The organism is Rugamonas apoptosis (genome assembly GCF_014042355.1).
Classification (GTDB): Bacteria; Pseudomonadota; Gammaproteobacteria; order Burkholderiales; family Burkholderiaceae_D; genus Rugamonas; species Rugamonas apoptosis.
Genome location: NZ_JACEZU010000024.1, coordinates 1 through 18,693 on the forward strand (window position 1 = coordinate 1; position 18,693 = coordinate 18,693).

At 63.3% G+C, this 18,693-nt stretch carries 12 protein-coding genes and 1 rRNA gene; 11 read left to right on the plus strand and 2 right to left on the minus strand.

All coding sequences use genetic code 11. The features are described from left to right. Positions 1-227: 227 nt before the first annotated feature. The 4 genes from rrf (at position 228) to H3H39_RS27120 (ending at position 4,329) form a co-directional block, all read left to right on the plus strand. Positions 228-340 (plus strand): 5S ribosomal RNA (gene rrf, locus H3H39_RS27105). A gap of 235 nt (positions 341-575) precedes the next feature. Continuing rightward, entirely contained in the window at positions 576-1,049 is a 474-nt protein-coding gene (gene pedF / locus H3H39_RS27110; protein ID WP_182157659.1) for a cytochrome c-550 PedF, read from the plus strand. Between the two features lie 53 nt (positions 1,050-1,102). Beyond that, positions 1,103-1,936, plus strand: a complete 834-nt coding sequence (locus tag H3H39_RS27115) for a substrate-binding periplasmic protein (protein WP_229218345.1) — start codon at positions 1,103-1,105, stop codon at positions 1,934-1,936. Then, positions 1,933-4,329, plus strand: coding sequence for a TonB-dependent receptor (locus tag H3H39_RS27120; RefSeq protein WP_311196996.1), 2,397 nt, complete (start codon positions 1,933-1,935; stop codon positions 4,327-4,329). The genes H3H39_RS27115 and H3H39_RS27120 overlap by 4 nt, the downstream gene beginning before the upstream one ends. A gap of 6 nt (positions 4,330-4,335) precedes the next feature. Here the strand turns inward: H3H39_RS27120 and H3H39_RS27125 are convergent, their stop codons facing one another. After that, on the minus strand, positions 4,336-6,483 hold the full coding sequence (locus H3H39_RS27125) for a TonB-dependent receptor family protein (protein ID WP_182157660.1): 2,148 nt from the start codon (positions 6,481-6,483) through the stop codon (positions 4,336-4,338). A 217-nt stretch (positions 6,484-6,700) separates the two neighbouring features. Between H3H39_RS27125 and H3H39_RS27130 the strand changes: the two genes are divergently transcribed. The 7 genes from H3H39_RS27130 to H3H39_RS27160 all read left to right on the plus strand — a co-directional run bounded on the left by H3H39_RS27130 (position 6,701) and on the right by H3H39_RS27160 (position 16,258). Then, positions 6,701-7,636, plus strand: a complete 936-nt coding sequence (locus tag H3H39_RS27130; RefSeq protein ID WP_311196997.1) for a beta-propeller fold lactonase family protein — start codon at positions 6,701-6,703, stop codon at positions 7,634-7,636. 246 nt (positions 7,637-7,882) lie between these two features. Next, entirely contained in the window at positions 7,883-9,403 is a 1,521-nt protein-coding gene (gene adh / locus H3H39_RS27135; RefSeq protein WP_182157662.1) for an aldehyde dehydrogenase, read from the plus strand. Between the two features lie 54 nt (positions 9,404-9,457). After that, positions 9,458-9,829: a DUF779 domain-containing protein gene (locus tag H3H39_RS27140; protein ID WP_182157663.1), complete on the plus strand. Its 372-nt coding sequence runs from the start codon at positions 9,458-9,460 to the stop codon at positions 9,827-9,829. Between the two features lie 96 nt (positions 9,830-9,925). Beyond that, on the plus strand, positions 9,926-11,626 hold the full coding sequence (locus H3H39_RS27145) for a PQQ-dependent methanol/ethanol family dehydrogenase (RefSeq protein ID WP_375540463.1): 1,701 nt from the start codon (positions 9,926-9,928) through the stop codon (positions 11,624-11,626). 290 nt (positions 11,627-11,916) lie between these two features. Next, positions 11,917-13,071: a porin family protein gene (locus H3H39_RS27150; RefSeq protein WP_182157665.1), complete on the plus strand. Its 1,155-nt coding sequence runs from the start codon at positions 11,917-11,919 to the stop codon at positions 13,069-13,071. A 98-nt stretch (positions 13,072-13,169) separates the two neighbouring features. Beyond that, positions 13,170-15,281 (plus strand): 4Fe-4S binding protein, encoded by a 2,112-nt coding sequence (locus H3H39_RS27155; RefSeq protein ID WP_229218347.1) that lies wholly within the window; start codon positions 13,170-13,172, stop codon positions 15,279-15,281. Beyond that, positions 15,278-16,258 (plus strand): FAD:protein FMN transferase, encoded by a 981-nt coding sequence (locus H3H39_RS27160; RefSeq protein ID WP_182157666.1) that lies wholly within the window; start codon positions 15,278-15,280, stop codon positions 16,256-16,258. Before H3H39_RS27155 ends, H3H39_RS27160 begins: the two co-directional genes overlap by 4 nt. 8 nt (positions 16,259-16,266) lie before the next feature. Here H3H39_RS27160 and H3H39_RS27165 read toward each other — a convergent pair whose 3' ends face one another. Beyond that, a complete protein-coding gene (locus H3H39_RS27165; protein ID WP_182157667.1) occupies positions 16,267-18,237 on the minus strand; it encodes a sigma-54-dependent Fis family transcriptional regulator in 1,971 nt (656 codons plus the stop codon). Positions 18,238-18,693: the final 456 nt, after the last annotated feature.

Sequence of the window (18,693 nt, forward strand, 5' to 3'; positions counted from 1 at the left end):
GTGGAAGTGCAGTAATGCATTAAGCTAACTGATACTAATTGCCCGTACGGCTTGTCCCTATAACCTTAGCAGGTTGTGGTGAATGAGAAGTGCGTTGTAACGTTCGTTGATACAACTTCATTACCCCGATCTTTACTCTTGTATAAACGGCATAAATCGTTTATACTTCTTCTTCCAGATTCGAGCTGTTGCTGCCCAGTTGGGAGCAATAAGCTGTACAAGTTATGCTTGATGACCATAGCAAGTTGGTCCCACCCCTTCCCATCCCGAACAGGACCGTGAAACAACTCTGCGCCGATGATAGTGCTGCAACCAGTGTGAAAGTAGGTTATCGTCAAGCTAGTTATAATGAAAAAACCCCGCTGACATGTGTCGGTGGGGTTTTTTTTCGCCTGAAGCATACGCAGCTGCCCAAGTATTCAACACTTGCCTGTCACATGTCACACCTGTCCCAATATGGGACAACGCTAGCCCTCCTTCCTCTGGAACTGCCCGGCAAATGACCCGGTAAGCGCATGGCACGGCAATTGCTCACTACCTTGATATTAGTCATTTCAAAACGGTAGGAGACCATCATGCACCATCCAATTCGCACCCTGTTCGCTGGCGCCGCTTTCGCAACGGCCGCTCTCACTTCCATGATCGCTTACGCCCACGGCAACGTCACGCCGCAGGCTGTCGATACCACTGGCCTGCCGTCCGTCGGTGACAAGTGGCTGGACCAGAACCCGTACCGCGGCAACAAGCTGGCCCTGAAGATTGGCAGCTCCGCCTATAACCAGAACTGCGCCCGCTGCCACGGCCTGGAAGCCATCACGGGCGGCATCGCACCGGATCTGCGCAAGCTCGATCGCGACTGCTTCGACATCAAGAACGACAAGAAGAAGCAAGCCTGCTACAAGGAGACGGATAACTACTTCCTGACCTCGATCCGCCACGGCAAGGTGCGTAACGGCGCCGTCTACATGCCCCCATTCGAAGGGGTGTTCAACCAGGAAGCCATGTGGGCCATCAAGACCTACCTGGAAGATCGCCGGGAAGTGAAATAAGTCCCGCGGTTCCAGTCGTTCCGATAGGTCGTTTTTGATTCCGAGGTGCTCTCATGTTCAAGTTTTCCATGCGCGCCACAAGCGCGACGATGGCCCTGGCTGGTGTGTTGATGTGCGCCGCTTCGCCTGCGCGTGCTGACTGGACCAAGATCCAGCAATCGGGCTCGCTCAAGGTGGCGGTGTACAACGACTTCGCGCCTTTTTCCGACCATAGCGCCGGTATCGATGTCGATGTGGCCGAGGCGTTGGCGCACAAGCTGGGCCTCAAACTCAGCCTGCTGCCATTCCCCGCCGGCGAAGCGCTGAACGACGATCTGCGCAACATGGTCTGGAAGGGGCACTACATGGGTTACGGCCCCGCCGACGTGCTGCTGCACGTGCCGGTGGAGCCCAAACTGATGAACGAGAACGACAAGGTCCGCATCTTCGCGCCGTATCACGTGGAGGCGGTGCGCCTGGTGCGCAGCGCCAAGAGTATCCCCACCTACACCGGCCTCGATTCGCTGACAGGTAAAACCATCGGCGTTGAAAAGGTGTCGATCGCGGGCATGGTGTTGCTGGGTGAAGGCAATGGCCGATTCCGCGACAATGTGCGCATTTTCGACACAGCGGAACAGGCGATGGAACAGCTCAAGGCGGGCAAGGTCGACGCCGTGCTGGCCAATCGTTCGGAGATCGAAGCGTCGTTCAAGAGCGATCCCGCGTTCCCGCTCGATGAAGTCAATTTCCAGCGGCTGCCGCGCGCCGGCTGGGCGGTGGGCATGGCCGTGCGCAAGGATGATGTAGAAGTGGCCAAGCTGCTGCAGTCGGCCATGAACGACTTGCGCAGCAGCGGCGAGCTGCAAGCCATCTTTGCCAAATACGGCGTGCATCTGGTGCAACCGTGAACCCGGTGCCGCGGCGCACGCGGCTGGCGACAGCCGTGGCGCTGGCACTGGTGACGGCGGCGGCCAGTGCGGAGCAGGGCGCTTCGACGGCGCAGCAATCGTTGCCGGAGCTGGCGGTGGGATCGGCGTTGGCGCTGGCCTCGATCAATGTAGTTGGCGTGGCGCCCTTGCCTGGCCTGGGCATCGACCGTGATCTGCTGCCCTATGCGGTGCAGACGGCATCGTCGCGCGACGTGCGGCAAGCGGCGGGCGAGAACCTGAGCGAGTTCATGGCCCGCACGCTGACGGGCGTGGGGATCAATGAAATCTCCGGCAGCCCGTTTCAGAATGACGTGACGTTTCGCGGCTTCCGCGCTTCGCCGGTGCTGGGCAGCTCGCAAGGCATTTCCGTCTATCTGGACGGTGTGCGGGTGAATGAGCCGTTTGGTGATGTCGTCAATTGGGATATGGTGCCGGAAGCGGCCATCGGCAGTGTGCTGCTGGCGCCCGGTTCCAACCCGCTGTACGGCTTGAATTCGTTGGGCGGCGCGCTTGCGCTGAACAGCAAGTCCGGCAAGACCTACCCTGGATTGGACGTCAGCGTGTCCGACGCCAGCAGTGGCCAACGCCGCACCGACCTGGCCTATGGCTACAGCGGCGAGCAATCGTGGCATGCTTTCGTCGCCGCGACGCTGTTCAATGACCAAGGCTGGCGCGAACACTCGAATGGCCGGCTTGGTAACCTCTACCTCAAATTGGGCGGCACCAGCGGTGCCAGCGAATGGAACCTTGCGCTGTTGGGCGGCAGCAGCAGCCTGGTGGGCAATGGCCTGTTGCCCAGTTACCGCAGCGACGAGAATGGCCAGGGCTTGTACGAAACGAACCGCCGTTCCATCTACACTTATGCCGACGAGACGCGCAACCGCTTGCACCAGGCCGTGTTCACCCTGATCCATGACCTGGGCGAGGCGGGTGAGTTGTCGGCCAACGCCTATGCGCGCAACAGCCGGCGCGACACCGTCAACGGCGACATCAGTGAAGCTTACGGCGACTATGTGGCCGATTGCGGCGCCGGCTTCCTGGCCGATGGCAGCGCCGCGCAGCCGGACACTTGTGGCTACGACCGTGCCTCCGCCGCGCGGCTGCATCCGGCCTCATTCAATACCACCCGCACCCGCCAGAACAGCCAGGGCGCGAGCGTCAACCTGCGTCGGGATGTGGCGGCGCACAAGCTGTTGGCCGGCCTGACCTTCGACCGCAGCAGCGTCAGTTTCGCCCAGTACGAACAATTGGCCTACTTCACACCCGACCGTGGCGTGCTGGCTGATTCCGCCGCCGGGCGCGAGGCCACATCGTCCGTCTCCGGCAGCACCCACACCGTGGGCCTGTATGGCTCGGATACGTGGAGCGTGACTCCTGATACGCATGTCACAGCGTCCGCGCGCTACAACCGGGCGCGCGTGGCCAATACACTGGTCAACGCCGGCACCGCGCAGGCGCCGGAAGCGTTCACCTATCAAAAGCTCAATCCCGCCATCGGTGTCGCGCATGACGCGGGCAGCGGGGTATCGCTGCTGGCCAACTGGTCGCAGAGCACCCGCGTGCCGACCGTGATCGAACTGGGTTGCGCCGATCCCGAACTGCCGTGCCGGCTGCCGGTCGGCCTGCAGTCCGATCCCTACCTGAAGCAGGTGGTGTCGCGCACCATCGAGGCGGGCGCGCGCTGGCAGGCGGGCCATGGCGCCAGCGCCACGCTGTCCGTTTACCGCACCGTCAACCAGGACGATATCCTGTTCCGCAGCGCGGGCACTACCCAGCAAGGCTACTTCTCCAATTTCAAGCGCACCCGCCACCAGGGCGCGGACCTGAGCGCCACCGGCCAGTTGGGCGATGTAACGGCGCGCCTCAGCTACAGTTATCTGCAAGCCGTGTACGACGCCGACGGTACCCTGTTCACGGGCGCGCGCAACGTGCAGGTGGCGGCCGGCACGCGCATCGCCGGTCTGCCCCGGCATACGTTCAAGCTGGGCCTGGACTGGCGCGCCACCCCGGCGTTGACCGTGGGCGCGGAACTGGTGGCCAGGTCGGATCTGCTCACGCAGGGCAATGAGGATGGCTTGATCGCGGATGCGCAGGAGGGACAGGCGCCGCAATCGGCCGACTTGCGCATTCGCGGCTACGCGACGCTTGGGCTGCATATGAACTATCACCCCACCCAGCGTTGGGAACTGTACGCGCGCGTCAACAACGTCACCAACCGCCGTTACGAAACCTTTGGCGCCGTGGCGCCCGATATGTTCCCGAACGGCAGGCTGCTGCAACCGTTGGATGGCGCGGTGCAGGCGGCGCCAGTCCACTTCGTGGCACCCGGCGCACCACGCTCAGTGGTGGCCGGGTTGCGCTATCACTTCTAATCGCGGTCAGAAGCCGTAGCGTGCGCTGGCGCCCATCAGCCAGTTGCGACCCGGGGCGGCTTCGTAATAGCGCTTGTTGGTGTCGCCCACGATCACCGAACCCACATAGGTCTTGTCGAGCAGGTTGTTCACGCGCAGGAACTGCTTGAAGGTCCAGCCTTGCCATTCCTGCTTGGCCGTGACGCGGGCATTCAGGATGCCATAGCCGGGCGCGGGCTGTTCGGCGTTGGCATCTTCCGCGTAGATGCGGCCACTGGCCACGCCTTCCAGCGCGGCGCCCAGGTGGCCACTGCTGTCGGCCCACGCCAGTTCCAGGTACATGTTCGCATTCGGCACACCGGGCAGGCGGCTGCCTTGCTTGACGGTGCCAAAGGCCTGGTCGTACACGGCGCGCAGCGTGGTCAGCGCCAGGCGCGTGCTCAGGCCATAGCGCCAGCTGGAATCGAGCGACAGTTCGGCGCCCTGGCGCAGCGTGCTGCCGCCGTTGCGGTAGCTGGTGCGGCCGCCCACCGAGCTGTCGACCACCAGTTCGTCGCTGGTGCGGACCTGGAACAGGGCGGCGTTGACGCGCGTGTTCTCCATTGCCTGGGCCTTGATGCCCGCTTCCAGGTGGGTGCTGTTGGCCGCCTTCAAATTGAAGTTGAAGCCGGCGCCCGTGCCCGAGTAGAACAGCTCATTGAGGGTGGGTGTCTCGAAGCCGCGCGCGGCGCTGCCGTACACGTTCAGCTTGGGCGACACCTGGTACAGCAGTCCCAGTACCGGCGTGGTGTGGCTGTAGCTCAGGCTGCCGCTGTCATTGCCGTTGCTGAGGAAGTGGTCGTCCACTTCCACCTTCACGCGGCTGTGGCGCAGGCCCGCCGTCGCCAGCCACGGGCCGGACTGCCATTCCGCCTGCAGGTAGGGATCGACATTGGAGACGATGTCGTCCTCGTCGCGCCGCAGCTTGCCTTTCACGCCGAACTGGGTGCCGATGAAGTTTTCAAAGCCTTGGCGCGCGTCGCTGGAATGGCCGTATTCAATGCCGAAGGTAGTACTGAGTTTGCCGCCGGCCAGCTGGTTCACGTGCAGCCAGTTGAGGTCCGTGCCATGGAAATTGCGCTCGAAGTCGACCACGCCGCCGGAATGGCTGGCCGGTGCCTGGAAGGCTTTGGAAAATGCCTGGTACTGGATCACGTCGCGGTTGCCGCCGTAGACGGTGGCGCGCAGGCGGTCGTCGCCAAAAGCCTGTTCCCACACGGCGCCGGCCTGCTGGTGGTGGATGCTCTTGCGGGTGTTGTAGCGGTCAGCCAGCGTGCGCTTGGGCGATTGGGTGTCGGTGGCGTCGATCTCGCCGGCGCGCGGGTCGCGCTGGAAGGTGGCCCAGGTCACGCCCAGCGCGTCCTGGGTGTCGTCCTGGCGCAGTCCGTTGGCGACGATGCTCAGTTTGGCGCCGGCCATGGGGGCCAGCGTCAGCTTGGCATAGGCCTGGTCGCGCCGGGCGGCGCTGTGGGCGCGGTAGCCGTCGGTGTCGAAGCGCGAGGCGTCGAGCACGTAGCCGACGCCGGCCGATTTACCCTGCGCGTTCAAGTCCACCTTGCGCGCGCCGTCGCTGCCGCCGGTGAGGTTCATTTCGACCGATGGCGCACCTTCGCCGTCGCGGGTGACCAGCTGGATCACGCCGCCCGAGTGGTTGCCATACAGGGCCGAGAAGGGGCCGCGCAGCACTTCGATGTGGTCCGCCATGTCGAGGTTGAAGGTGGCGGCCTGGCCCTGGCCATCCGGCATGCTGGCGGGGATGCCGTCGGCCACCAGGTGCACGCCGCGCACACCGAAGGCGGAACGGGCGCCAAAGCCGCGCGAGGAAATCTGCAGGTCTTGCGCGTAGTTCTGGCGGTTTTGCACCACCAGGCCGGGTACGGCCACCAGCGCTTCCGATGCGTTGATGCGGGCCTGGCTGTCGCGCAGGCGGGCCGTGTCCACCACGTCGAGCGCGGCTGGCAGCTCGAAGCTGGTATGGCCGGCGCGGTTGCCGCTGATGACCACCACGTCGCTCACGGCACCGGTGTCGGCGTCGAGCGCGGGGGCGGCCGTGGCGGCGAAGGCCTGCGGCGCCAGTGCGCTGCCGGCCGCGAACAGCGCGGCGACGGCGTTGAGTCGGAAGGTAGGGTGTTTCATGTTCTGGTCTCCATAGTGTTTGACGGGTCACGCCTGCTCCAGGCGCGGCGCGCCAGCAGGTCTGCCCTTTCATGAAAGCAATTTGCCTGCCATGCCGCGATGCCGCCTCACCCACCGTGGCACGCCGATTGCATGATGAACCGCGCACGCGCGCGATCGCGCGCATCCGCTCAATATCCGATCAAAGTCCGATCAACATTCGATGAAAGGCCGTACCGTGAAAACCTCCACTTTATTCGCCCTGTCGCTGCTGTGCGCGCAGGTGCAAGCGGCGCCGTTCGCCTACGTGCCGAACGAGAAATCCTCCAGTGTCAGCGTGATCGATGTGGCCAGCGGTACCGTGGTGCGCGAAATCGCGGCCGGCAAACGTCCGCGCGGCATCGCCGCCGACCCGGCGGGACGCCAGCTGTTCGTGACGGACGCCGTCAGTAACACCTTGCTGGTGATCGACACCGCCAGTGGCGCCACCGTGCGCACCATCGCGCTGGGTAAGTCGCCGGAGGGGGTGTATGCCTCGGCCGACGGTACGCTGGTGGCGGTGGCGGTCGAGGAGAGCAACAGCGTGACCTTGATCAGCGCGGCCGATGGCCAGGTGCTCGCAGATATCAAGGTGCAAGGCAAGAATCCCGAGCACGCCGTGTTCAGTCCGGACGGCCGCTGGCTGCTGGTGAGCGCGGAGGAGGCCGAGCAAGTCGACGTGATCGATGTGGCGGCCCGGCGCCAGGTGGGCACGGTGGCGGTGGGGCGCCGCCCGCGCGGCATGGGCTTCTCGCCCGACGGCCGGCTGGCCTACGTGGCGTGTGAACTGGTAAACACGGTGTTCGTGATCGACATGGCCCAGCGCAAGGCGGTGGCACAGATCCCGGCCGGGAAGAATTCGAACGGCATCGCCGTCAGCCCGGACGGGGCGCACGTCTATGTCTCCAACGGCATCGACGGTAGCGTGATGGTGATCGATACGGCCACCAATGCGGTGGTCCACACCATCGCTGTGGGCAAGCGGCCGTGGAACATGGCGTTGACGGCCGATGGCGCCACACTGTACGTGGCCAATGGCCGCTCCAACAGCGTCTCGGCGATCGACACGGCCAGCGCCACCAAGCGGGCCGATATCGCCGTTGGCCAACTACCTTGGGGCGTGGTGATCCGCTAGTGATCCGCTAGTGATCCACCAGGAGCACAGGGCCTGTGTCACACCTGTTCCAAACCTGAACAGGTGTGACAACGCGGCGCCGGCCCAGCGCCACCCCGGCGGCGGCCCGAATCGCTCTCCCGCACTGTGGCGCAGCCCTGCGGCGGGGCTGGTTGAAGGTGCTGGCACGGTGTTTGCGAATAGGAGCATGTGCCTTACCAACGCCGTTACGGAACGGTCCCATAACCACAGCAGAAAGAGGATGACATGAATCTCGCGGATATCAGCAAACTTGGCGTCGCCAGCCCATTCAAAGCACGCTACGACAACTACATCGGCGGCAAATGGGTAGCGCCGGTCAATGGGGTATATTTCGGTAACATCACGCCCATCACGGGCCAGGTCTTCTGCGAAATCGCCCGTTCCACCGAAGCGGACGTGGAACTGGCGCTGGACGCCGCCCACGCCGCCAAGGCTGCCTGGGGCAAGACCTCGCCGGCCGAGCGCGCCAACATCCTGAACCGCATCGCCGACCGCATGGAAGCGAACCTGAAGCTGATCGCCACCGCCGAGACGATCGACAACGGCAAACCGATCCGCGAAACCATGGCCGCCGACATCCCGCTGGCGATCGACCACTTCCGCTACTTCGCCGGCTGCATCCGCGCCCAGGAAGGCTCGGTCGCGCAGATCGACTCCGAAACCTATGCCTACCACTTCCATGAGCCGCTGGGCGTGGTCGGCCAGATCATCCCCTGGAACTTCCCTATCCTGATGGCCGTGTGGAAGCTGGCGCCCGCGCTGGCCGCCGGTAACTGTGTGGTGCTGAAACCGGCCGAGCAAACCCCGGCTTCGATCATGGTGCTGCTGGAAGTAATCGGCGACCTGCTGCCACCTGGTGTGCTGAACGTGGTCAACGGCTTCGGCCTGGAGTGCGGCAAGCCGCTGGCATCGAGCAAGCGCATCGCCAAGATCGCCTTCACGGGCGAAACGGGCACCGGCCGCCTGATCATGCAATACGCCGCGCAGAACCTCATTCCCGTCACCCTGGAACTGGGCGGCAAGTCGCCCAACATCTTCTTCGAAGACGTGATGGAAGCGGATGACGCCTTCTTCGACAAGTGCCTGGAAGGTTTCGCCATGTTCGCGCTGAACCAGGGCGAAGTGTGCACCTGCCCATCGCGCGTGCTGATCCAGGAATCGATCTACGAGAAGTTCATCGAGCGCGCGCTGGCCCGCGTGGCCGCCATCAAGCAGGGCAACCCGCTCGATGCGTCGACCATGATCGGCGCCCAGGCATCGCAGGAACAGCTGGAGAAAATCCTGTCCTACATGGATATCGGCAAACAGGAAGGCGCCGAGTTGCTGGCCGGCGGTGCGCGCAGCGCCCAGGCGGGCGAGCTGGAAGGCGGCTTCTACGTCCGTCCTACCGTCTTCAAGGGCAACAACAAGATGCGCATCTTCCAGGAAGAGATCTTTGGCCCGGTGGTGTCGGTCACCACCTTCAAGGATGAAGCCGAAGCGCTGGCCATCGCCAACGACACGCTGTACGGCCTGGGCGCCGGCCTGTGGACCCGTGACGGTTCGCGTGCCTTCCGTGTCGGCCGCGCCATCCAGGCTGGCCGCGTGTGGACCAACTGCTACCACCTGTACCCAGCGCACGCCGCGTTCGGTGGTTACAAGCAGTCCGGTATCGGCCGCGAAAACCACAAGATGATGTTGGACCACTACCAGCAGACCAAGAACCTGCTGGTCAGCTACAGCCCGAACGCGCTCGGTTTCTTCTAAGCGCTTGATGAAGTCCCGGCGCCGCTCGCGCGCCGGGATTGCGAAAGGAAGCCCATGAACAATGCCATCGCCCGCGTGACCGCCACTCCGGCGGCACTGGAATTCCTGGCGAGCTTGCGCCGCCAGCATGGTCCGCTGATGTTTTTCCAGTCCGGCGGATGTTGCGACGGCAGCGCGCCGATGTGCTACGGCGCCGGGGACTTCAACCTCAGCGACACGGACGTGTATCTCGGCAACCTGGATGGCACGCCGTTCTACATGGGACTGGAACAGTTTGAGTACTGGCAGCACACGCAGCTGATCATCGATGTGGTGGACGGGAACGGCGGCATGTTCTCGCTCGATAACGGTACCGGAAAGCGCTTCCTGACCCGCTCGCGCCTGTTCACGGACGAGGAGCTGGCGGTGCTCAACAGCGCGGAGTAGCACGCAGTAAAACAAAGAAGCTAAATTCGAAAAACGGGAACAGAGGAGAAGATTGTGCAGAAAAAAATTATCGCATCGCTGGTCGGCTTGAGCGTCCTGACGCTGGCGCATGGCGCCGACGTCACCACGGCTATGCTCAACAACGCCAGCAAGAGCACCGACAGCGTGCTGTCGTTCGGCATGGGCTCGGAAGGCCAGCGCTTTTCCACGCTCACGCAAATCAACGCCAAGAACGTCGGCCAACTGGTGCCGGCATGGTCGTTCTCGTTCGGCGGCGAGAAACAGCGCGGCCAGGAAGCGCAGCCAGTGATCTACAAGGGCAAGATGTTCGTCACCGCGTCGTACTCGCGCATCTTCGCGATCGACATGAAGACCGGCGCCAAGCTGTGGAAGTATGAGCACCGTCTGCCCGACGCCATCATGCCATGCTGCGACGTGGTCAACCGCGGCGCCGCCCTGTACGGCAATCTGGTCATCTTCGGCACGCTGGACGCGCAACTGGTGGCGCTGGATCAGGACACCGGCAAGGTCGTATGGAAGGAAAAGATCGACGACTACGCAGCCGGCTATTCGATGACGGCGGCGCCACTGATCGCGGACGGCGTGCTGCTGACGGGCGTATCGGGCGGCGAGTTCGGTATCGTGGGCCGGGTCGAGGCGCGCAACCCGATGACGGGTGAGCTGCTGTGGACCCGCCCGACGGTGGAAGGCCACATGGGCTTCAAGTACGACAAGGACGGCAACGCCATCGAGAACGGCGTGTCCGGCACCGTCAACAAGACCTGGCCGGGTGAACTGTGGAAGACCGGCGGCGCCTCGACCTGGATGGGCGGCACTTACGATCCCTCCACCAAGCTGGCTTACTTCGGCACCGGTAATCCGGCGCCATGGAACAGCCACCTGCGTCCCGGCGACAACCTGTACTCGTCGTCCACCGTGGCGATCGATCCGAAGACGGGCCAGATCAAGTGGGCTTACCAGAACACGCCTAACGATTCGTGGGACTTCGACGGCGCCAACGAATTCGTCACCTTCGACATGGACGGCAAGCGTTACGGCGGCAAGGCCGACCGCAATGGCTTCTTCTATGTGATCGACGCCAACAACGGCAAGCTGCAGAACGCCTTCCCGTTCGTGAAGAAGATCACCTGGGCCTCCAGCATCGACCTCAAGACGGGTCGTCCCAACTTCGTGAAGGAAAACCGCCCCAGCGATCCGACCACCGGACCTGAAGGCAAGAAGGGCAGCACCGTGTTCGCAGCGCCGGCCTTCCTGGGCGCGAAGAACCAGATGCCAATGGCCTACAGCCCGCAGACCAAGTTGTTCTACGTGCCGGCCAACGAATGGGGCATGGACATCTGGAATGAGCCGATCAGCTACAAGAAAGGCGGCGCTTACCTGGGCGCGGGCTTCACCATCCGTCCACTGAACGAGGACTACATCGGCGCCATGCGCGCGGTCGATCCGAAGTCCGGAAAGATCGTCTGGGAAGTCAAGAACAACGCGCCACTGTGGGGCGGTGTGATGACGACCGCCGGTGGCCTGGTGTTCTACGGTACCCCGGAAGGTTACCTGAAGGCGCTCGACGCCAAGAGCGGCAAGGAACTGTGGAAGTTCCAGACCGGCTCCGGCGTGGTCGCACCTCCTGTGACGTGGCAGGACGGTGGCACCCAGTACGTGGCCGTGGTGTCTGGCTGGGGTGGCGCGGTGCCGCTGTGGGGCGGCGAAGTGGCCAAGAAAGTCAACTTCCTGGAGCAGGGCGGTTCGGTGTGGGTATTCAAACTGCCCGCCAAATAAGTTTCGTCGGCAGCGTTCATAGTATGCGCGGTTAGTCTCCCCTTGGCGCTTGAACGCTTCTTTTTACTGACGGCCTCGGCCGTCAGTTTTTTTTTGTGGCGCGCCATCCGTGATCCTCCGCTGCGGTCAAATTTTGAACACTGCGCGCATGCGCTGATCCGATACAGCACAGCGCGGGCGGCGCACTTTTCATTTCTCCCTCTGTGGCGCGACAGGCACGCAAATTGCCATTACACGATTACATCAAATGTGATGTGTCTGACCAAACCTAGAACAATATGGAGAAAGTGATGAAGAAGATTTTCTTGCTGGGCGCACTGGCAGCTGCAGGTACTCAATCGGCACAGGCGGTGGACATCAAGGCCGGCGACTGGACGGTCAACGTCGGCGGCATCGTCAATGCCTATTACACGCAGGTGTCGTGCTCCGGCGATGCCGTGGGTGGGCTGGCGCTGGCCAGTAAGGGCGTGGGCTGCGGCGGCGAATCGAACCGTACCACCATCGGCAACGGCCTGCTGCCGAACGGCCTGGTGACGTCGGCCACCTCGCGCCAGGGCGATTACGACGTCAAGGCGCTGATCGGCATCTACAACGCCACGGCCACCGACAGCGCCATCGCCGCCAACAGCGGCGTGGACGTGCGCCAGGCCTACTTCACGTTCGGTAACGCCGACATGGGTACCGTCAAGCTGGGTCGCGACAACGGCATCTTCGGCGCCGGCGCCATCTTCGGCGACATGACGCTGATCGGTTCGGGCGCGCCAGTGCAGGCCACCCAGCGCGGCCGCGTCACGCTGGGCCACATCGGCGCCGGCTACAGCTACGTGGGCTACTATGGCCAGATCGGCTACAGCGCACCCAAGTCGGCTTCCGGTATCGGCTTCGATGCCGCACTGGTGAGCCCTGTAGCCGACACGCCGGTGGTGGCGGCGTCCACCTACTCGGCCAAGAACAGCCCGCAGGTACAGGCGCAGCTGACCTATGCGGCCGATGGCTTCAAGGGCTGGCTGGGCGCCAAGTCGCAGAAGTTCTCGTCCACTACGCCAGGCGTGAGCGACTTCACCATGTCGGCTGTGGAACTGGGCCTGTCGTACCAGGCTGGCGCCGCCGGCCTGTTGGCCAACTTCCAGGGCGGCAAAGGCCTGGGCGTGCTGTCGGATGCGGACCAGGGCGACGTGAAAGCGAAGAACTACTTCGTGCAGGCGACCTACAAGCCAACCGAGAAGCTCAAGCTGGGCCTGGGCTACGGCATCAGCAAGAACGACGACAACACCGTCGGCACGGGCGGCCTGAAGTCGAACGCCAACCTGACGGCTGGTGTGTACTACTCGCTGACCAGCGCCATTTCGCTGGTGGGTGAAGTGGGCCAGACCCGCTCCAAGGGCTTTAACGGCGGCGAGGCGAAGATGAACGGCGTCTCCGTGGGCGGCATCATCTTCTTCTGATCGCACCGCACTTATCGCGGCGCGGCGCTGGTGGCCGCGCTGCGATAGGAGACGATAGGACTGCCATGCGTGTTTTGTTTTCGATGTGGAGCGCGAAGTTGCCGCCCCCACTGCTGGCCCTGCTGTTGGTCCCGTTGCTGGCCCTGTTGTTGGCGGCGGCGCCGGCGCGCGCCGGGGTGTTGGACAAGGCCGAGCTGGAGCGCCGCTTCCCCGCGCCGCTGATGGTGGGCGAGCGTGATGCGGACTTGCCCGTGTGGCCTATCTTTAAGCAGAACGCAACGGCTACCCAGCTGGTGGCGTATGTGTTCGAATCAGCTGACCTGGCGCCGGTGCCTGGCTTCGCGGGTGTGCCACCCAATCTGTTGGTGGCGATCGACCCGCAAGGTGGATTTCTTGACGTGGCCGTGCTGTCGCAGCACGAGCCGGTATTCCTGGACGGGCTGGGCGAGGGGCCGCTGCTCCAGTTCGTCAAACAGTACAAGGGCTTGTCGCTCAAGCAGAACATCAGCATAGAGACCAACAGCAAGCGCGAGCGCCACCCGGACGCGGCGCATGCCTATATCGACGGCGTCTCGAAGGCCACGGCCTCGGTACGCATCATCAACCAGAGCGTGCTGGCGGCGGCGCTCAAGGTATCGCGCAAGAAGCTCGGTTTCGCGCAGGGCCGCGATCCAGACCAGATTGCGCGGATCAAGCCGGATCTGTTCGAAACCATGGACTTGCTGCGCATGCAGTCGGAAGGGCTGGTGCAGCATCTGCGCCTGCGCAACCGCGACGTCGAACGGCTGTTCGTCGGCGGCGATGGCGCTGGGCTGGACCCGGAAGGGCTGGCGCATCCCGATGATTTGTTCATCGACCTGTACGTGGCCTGTGTGTCCGTGCCTTCGGTAGGCCGTAACCTGCTCACCGAGCGCGGTTGGCGCAAACTGAAAGGGCGGCTGGAGGAGGGCGACCATGCCATCCTCGTGATGTCCTCGGGGCGCTACAGCGTGACGGGCGACGACTTCGTGCGCGCCAGCCTGTCCGAGCGCCTGCTGCTGAAGCAGGACGAACTGCCGATCGACATGCGTGACCTGGACCTGGAATTGACGGTGGCGCGTGAACAGCTGCCCGGCTTTACGGTGACGGCGTTTCGCGTGATCTCGCAAGCGGGGTTGGACCCGGCCGGCGTGCTTCACTTCTCGTTGCCCATCACCCGCAACAAGGGCATCGTGTACCCGGAGCGGATTACGCGCGCATTCGACATGGAATACCGGATACCGGAGCGCTTCTATGTCGCCCCGGAGGGCAACGACAAATCCTGGAAGGCGATCTGGCGTGGCCGCGCCGTCGACTTGCTGGCGCTGGCGGCCGGACTGGCGGTGCTGACCATCGCTTTGGTGAAGCAGAAGCGGCTGACGGCCGACGGCGCGCGCTTCGCCTGGTTCCGGCGTGGCTACCTGGTGTTCACGATTGCGTTCATAGGCTATTACGCCCAGGGGCAGCTGTCGATCGTCAACATCACCGGCGTGCTGCAGGCACTGCTGGCGCATCGCAGCCTGGAATTCATGCTGTTCGATCCCATGACGGTGGTGCTGTGGGCGTTCGTGTTCATCTCGCTGCTGGCGTGGGGCCGCGGTACTTTCTGCGGCTGGCTATGTCCGTTCGGCGCCATGCAGGAGTTTATCGGCAAGGCGGCGCAAAAGCTGGGCATTCCGCAGTATCGCCTGCGCAGCGCGACGGATACGCGCTTGAAGCGCCTCAAGTATGTGTTGCTGGCGCTGATCCTCGCCAGCACCCTGTTCTCGGCCGTGTGGACCGACCGGCTGGTGGAACTTGAGCCGTTCAAGACTTCGATCACGCTGGGCTTTGTCCGTTCCTGGCCGTTCGTGTCCTATGCCGTGGCGCTGCTGGCGGCGAGCGCCGTCGTCTACAAATTCTTCTGCCGCTACCTGTGTCCTTTCGGCGCGGGGCTGGCGCTGCTGGGCAGGTTCCGGCTGTTGTCGTGGATCGCGCGGCGCAGTGAGTGTGGCAAACCGTGCCAGACCTGCCGCCACAGTTGCGATTACCAGGCCATCAAACCGGCTGGCGACATCGACTACGCCGAGTGCTTCCAGTGCATGGACTGTGTCGTGATCTACGAGAGTGACGAGAAGTGCGCGCCGCGCATCATGGAAGTCAAACGGGGCCGCACTATCCCCATCATGCCGATGGCCGGAGGTCAATCATGAAACGCCGTACCTTTTTATGTGCTTCGATGGGCGTACTGGCGGGCGCCAGCGGGCTGGCCCTGTGTTCGGACCAGCATCTGCATAGCGGCGCGGCGCTGGCGTTTGGCACCACCATCTCGATCGCGGTACTGCACGCCGACGAGCGTCTGGCCAGGCAGGCGATAGCGGAGGCCCTGCACGCGGCGCAGCGGGTGGACCGGTTGATGAGTATTTACAATCCGGCCAGCCAGGTGTTCCAGCTCAATCGCGACGGGTTGCTGGCGCAGCCGGATCCCCAGTTGCTGGCGGTGCTGGCGCAGGCGCACGACCTGTCCCGGGTCAGCGGCGGGGCGTTCGATATCACGGTCCAGCCGCTGTGGCGGGTCTTCAGCGAGGCGGCCGCGCGCGGTGCACTGCCGAGCAAAGTGGATCGCGCGCGCGCGCGTGCGCTGGTCGGCTGGCAGGGACTGGAATTCGACCATGACGCCGTGCGCCTGGCCCGGCCCGGCATGGCCATCACCCTCAACGGACTGGCCCAGGGGTATGCGGCTGATTGTGCGCTGGCCGCATTGCAGGCACGGGGCATCCAGCATGCCTTGCTCGATACGGGGGAATTCGTCGCGCGCGGCCGCAAGCAGCACCAGCAGCCGTGGACTTTGGGTATCCGCGCGCCACGCGACGCCGACGCGCTGGCCACGACCCTGTATATAGAGGGATGCGGGGTGGCGACTTCGGGCGACTACGAAGCCACGTTCACGCCCGATTTCGCGCACCATCATATCTTCGATCCGGCGCTGGGCGATTCGCCGTTGGAGCTGGCCAGCGTCAGCGTACTCGCGCCCAACGCCATGCTGGCGGACGGACTATCCACGGCATTCATGGTGATGGGACGAACGCGGGCGGCCGCGCTGGCCGCCCAATTGCCCGGCGTGGACTTGATGACCATCGATAAGCAGGGACGCAGCTGGCAAACGCCCCATTTTCCGCCGCCAGCGTGACGCCGCCCTTACTTCAGGTTGGGTACCTTACGGTAGATGGTGTTGCGCGATACCCCAAGCGCGCGCGCCGTTGCTGACACGTTGCCGCCGTTCGCCTCCAGCGAACGCAGGATCACGGATTGCTCCATTTCCTCCAGATTGGCGCCGGTCGCGATCATTTGCGCCGTGCTGGTCTGGGTTTCCATGGCCTGGGTCTGTTCGATATCGTCCAGGAAGTCGTCGGGCATGTGGCGCAGGCCGATTTCCTGCTCGTCGCCCGCCATGACGATGGCTGTGCGCAGCAGGTTGGTGAGCTGGCGGAAGTTGCCCGGCCACTTGTGGCGCCGGAACAGGTGCAGGATTTCGGGCGAGATTTCATAGCCGCCGTGTTCCGATTCGGACGCCAGGATCTTTTTAACCACCGTTTCCAGGTCGGTGCGTTCGCGCAGCGGCGGCAGCTTCACCACCAGTCCATTGAGCCGGTAATACAGGTCTTCGCGGAATAAGCCCTGCGCCATGCGCTCGCGCAGGTTGTGGTTGGTGGCGCAGATCAGCTCCACGTTGACGGGGATGGATTTGTCGCTGCCCAGTGGCGTCACCATGCGCTCCTGCAGTACTCGCAGCAGGCGGGCTTGCAGGCTGAATGGCATGTCGCCGATCTCGTCAAGGAACAGCGTGCCGCCGTTCGCCTGCAGGATCTTGCCGGCCGCGCCTTTCTTGCGCGCGCCGGTGAAGGCGCCGTCTTCATAGCCAAACAGTTCGGATTCGATCAGGGTTTCCGGAATCGACGCGCAGTTCACGGCCACGAATGGGCTCATGGCGCGTGGCGAGTCGTTGTGGATGGCCTGGGCCAGCAATTCCTTGCCGGTGCCGGTTTCGCCCATGATCATGATGGGAATGTCGCGCCCCAGCACCTTGCTGACCTTTTCGATCACCAGTTCCAGCTGCGGGTCGCCAGTGCGCAGGTAACGCAGGCCGGACAGGCGGCGCGCATTGCCGGCGCCGCGGTTGGGCTGCTGGGCCGCGTTGGCAGGTCCGCCATGCGGCTCGCTTAGCGCTTGTTGGAACACGCTGTTAGACAGGCGCAACTGGGCGCGCCCAAACACGCGCACGCCGTTGTGCATGCACAGGTTCAGCAAGCCAGGAGAGGCGGTGCGGTAATGTTCATACAGGGCCGATACCGGCAGCCCGAACAGGGAGCTGAAGGTGTGCGACTGCAGCGCCGCATAGGACAGGCCAAGCTGGAATAGGCCGTTGCGATTGGCGGACAGGAAGCGCCCGCCGGGGCTGAACGATGCGATGCCTTCCATCAGCGTGCCGATGAATTCGGGGCGGACGTGGAAGTGCAGCGTGATCGCATCTTCGAATGTGGCCGAGAACAGCTGGTTTTCGATCATCAGCGCCGACATCCGCACCAGGGCCATGGTGTGCTTGTGGAAACTGCGCTGGTCGCCGGACACGTCGAGCACACCGATCACATTACCCAGGTGGTCGGTGATGGGGGCGGCGGAGCAGGTCAGGAAGTGGTTGGCCGAGAGGTAGTGCTGGTCGGCGTGAACCAGAGCCGGCGCCCGTTCCGCGATGGCGGTGCCGATCGCGTTGGTGCCGCGGCTCTGCTCAGACCAGGCGACGCCCGGCTGCAGCGCGACACGGTTGGCCTTTTCCAGGAAGTCGTCATCGCCCAGCGAGTGGACGATCACCCCGTTGGCGTCGGTCAGGATCACCATGTTGTGGGTGTTGATGATTTGCTGGTACAGCGTTTCCATGGCTGGCAGGGCATGGGCGTGCAGCAGGCGGTTCTGTTCAATCAGCGCGTTGAGGTCACCCCGCGCCAGCGGATTGAAGTCCGGCTTGCGCTCGGGGTTGAGCCCGTAGGAAAGGGAGCGCTGATGCGATGTTTCGATAATAAGCGGCATCTTGTCCGCCCACGCGTTTGCCGAGGTTGCCCCTAATGCGGACGAAGGGGCACTGTGCAGATCTGGAGCAGTCTGTGGGTGCATGGCGTTCTCAATATCTCCGTTAGGCCGTTATTGACGGCTCTCTCTTGCAGCAGGTGTTCCATAATGTAACACCTGCGCAAATTTTGAGCAAAATCAGTTGTCCCATCCCTGCGAACACTGTTGCTTAAGCTCTAGTAAGCAAGCATGGTGCCAGCCGACGGGAAAGACTTGCCAACAGGGATGGGGGTTTGCTATAGTTCTGCTCCCCGCAAAACGGCGCACGAAAATGCGCGTTGAGCGGGAAAAAAACGAGGGGTTGACGAGCTGCACGAAACACCGCATAATCTCATCTCTCTGCTGACGAACAAAACGCTTCGCAGCAAGCAGTGCCGAATAAAGTTCTTTAAAAATTCACAGTCGATAAGTGTGGACGTTTGATGGAAGTGCACACGAAGCCAGTCTTCGTGATACTTAAAATATCAAATGTTCACAAGAAATAAATGAAATAGGATACTC

Excerpts from the sequence above, each read along its gene's own strand:
- pedF (WP_182157659.1), top strand. The coding sequence starts at position 576 with ATGCACCATCCAATTCGCACCCTGTTCGCTGGCGCCGCTTTCGCAACG.
- H3H39_RS27115 (WP_229218345.1), top strand. The coding sequence starts at position 1,103 with ATGTTCAAGTTTTCCATGCGCGCCACAAGCGCGACGATGGCCCTGGCT.
- H3H39_RS27125 (WP_182157660.1), bottom strand. The coding sequence starts at position 6,483 with ATGAAACACCCTACCTTCCGACTCAACGCCGTCGCCGCGCTGTTCGCG.
- adh (WP_182157662.1), top strand. The coding sequence starts at position 7,883 with ATGAATCTCGCGGATATCAGCAAACTTGGCGTCGCCAGCCCATTCAAA.
- H3H39_RS27140 (WP_182157663.1), top strand. The coding sequence starts at position 9,458 with ATGAACAATGCCATCGCCCGCGTGACCGCCACTCCGGCGGCACTGGAA.
- H3H39_RS27150 (WP_182157665.1), top strand. The coding sequence starts at position 11,917 with ATGAAGAAGATTTTCTTGCTGGGCGCACTGGCAGCTGCAGGTACTCAA.
- H3H39_RS27160 (WP_182157666.1), top strand. The coding sequence starts at position 15,278 with ATGAAACGCCGTACCTTTTTATGTGCTTCGATGGGCGTACTGGCGGGC.
- H3H39_RS27165 (WP_182157667.1), bottom strand. The coding sequence starts at position 18,237 with ATGCACCCACAGACTGCTCCAGATCTGCACAGTGCCCCTTCGTCCGCA.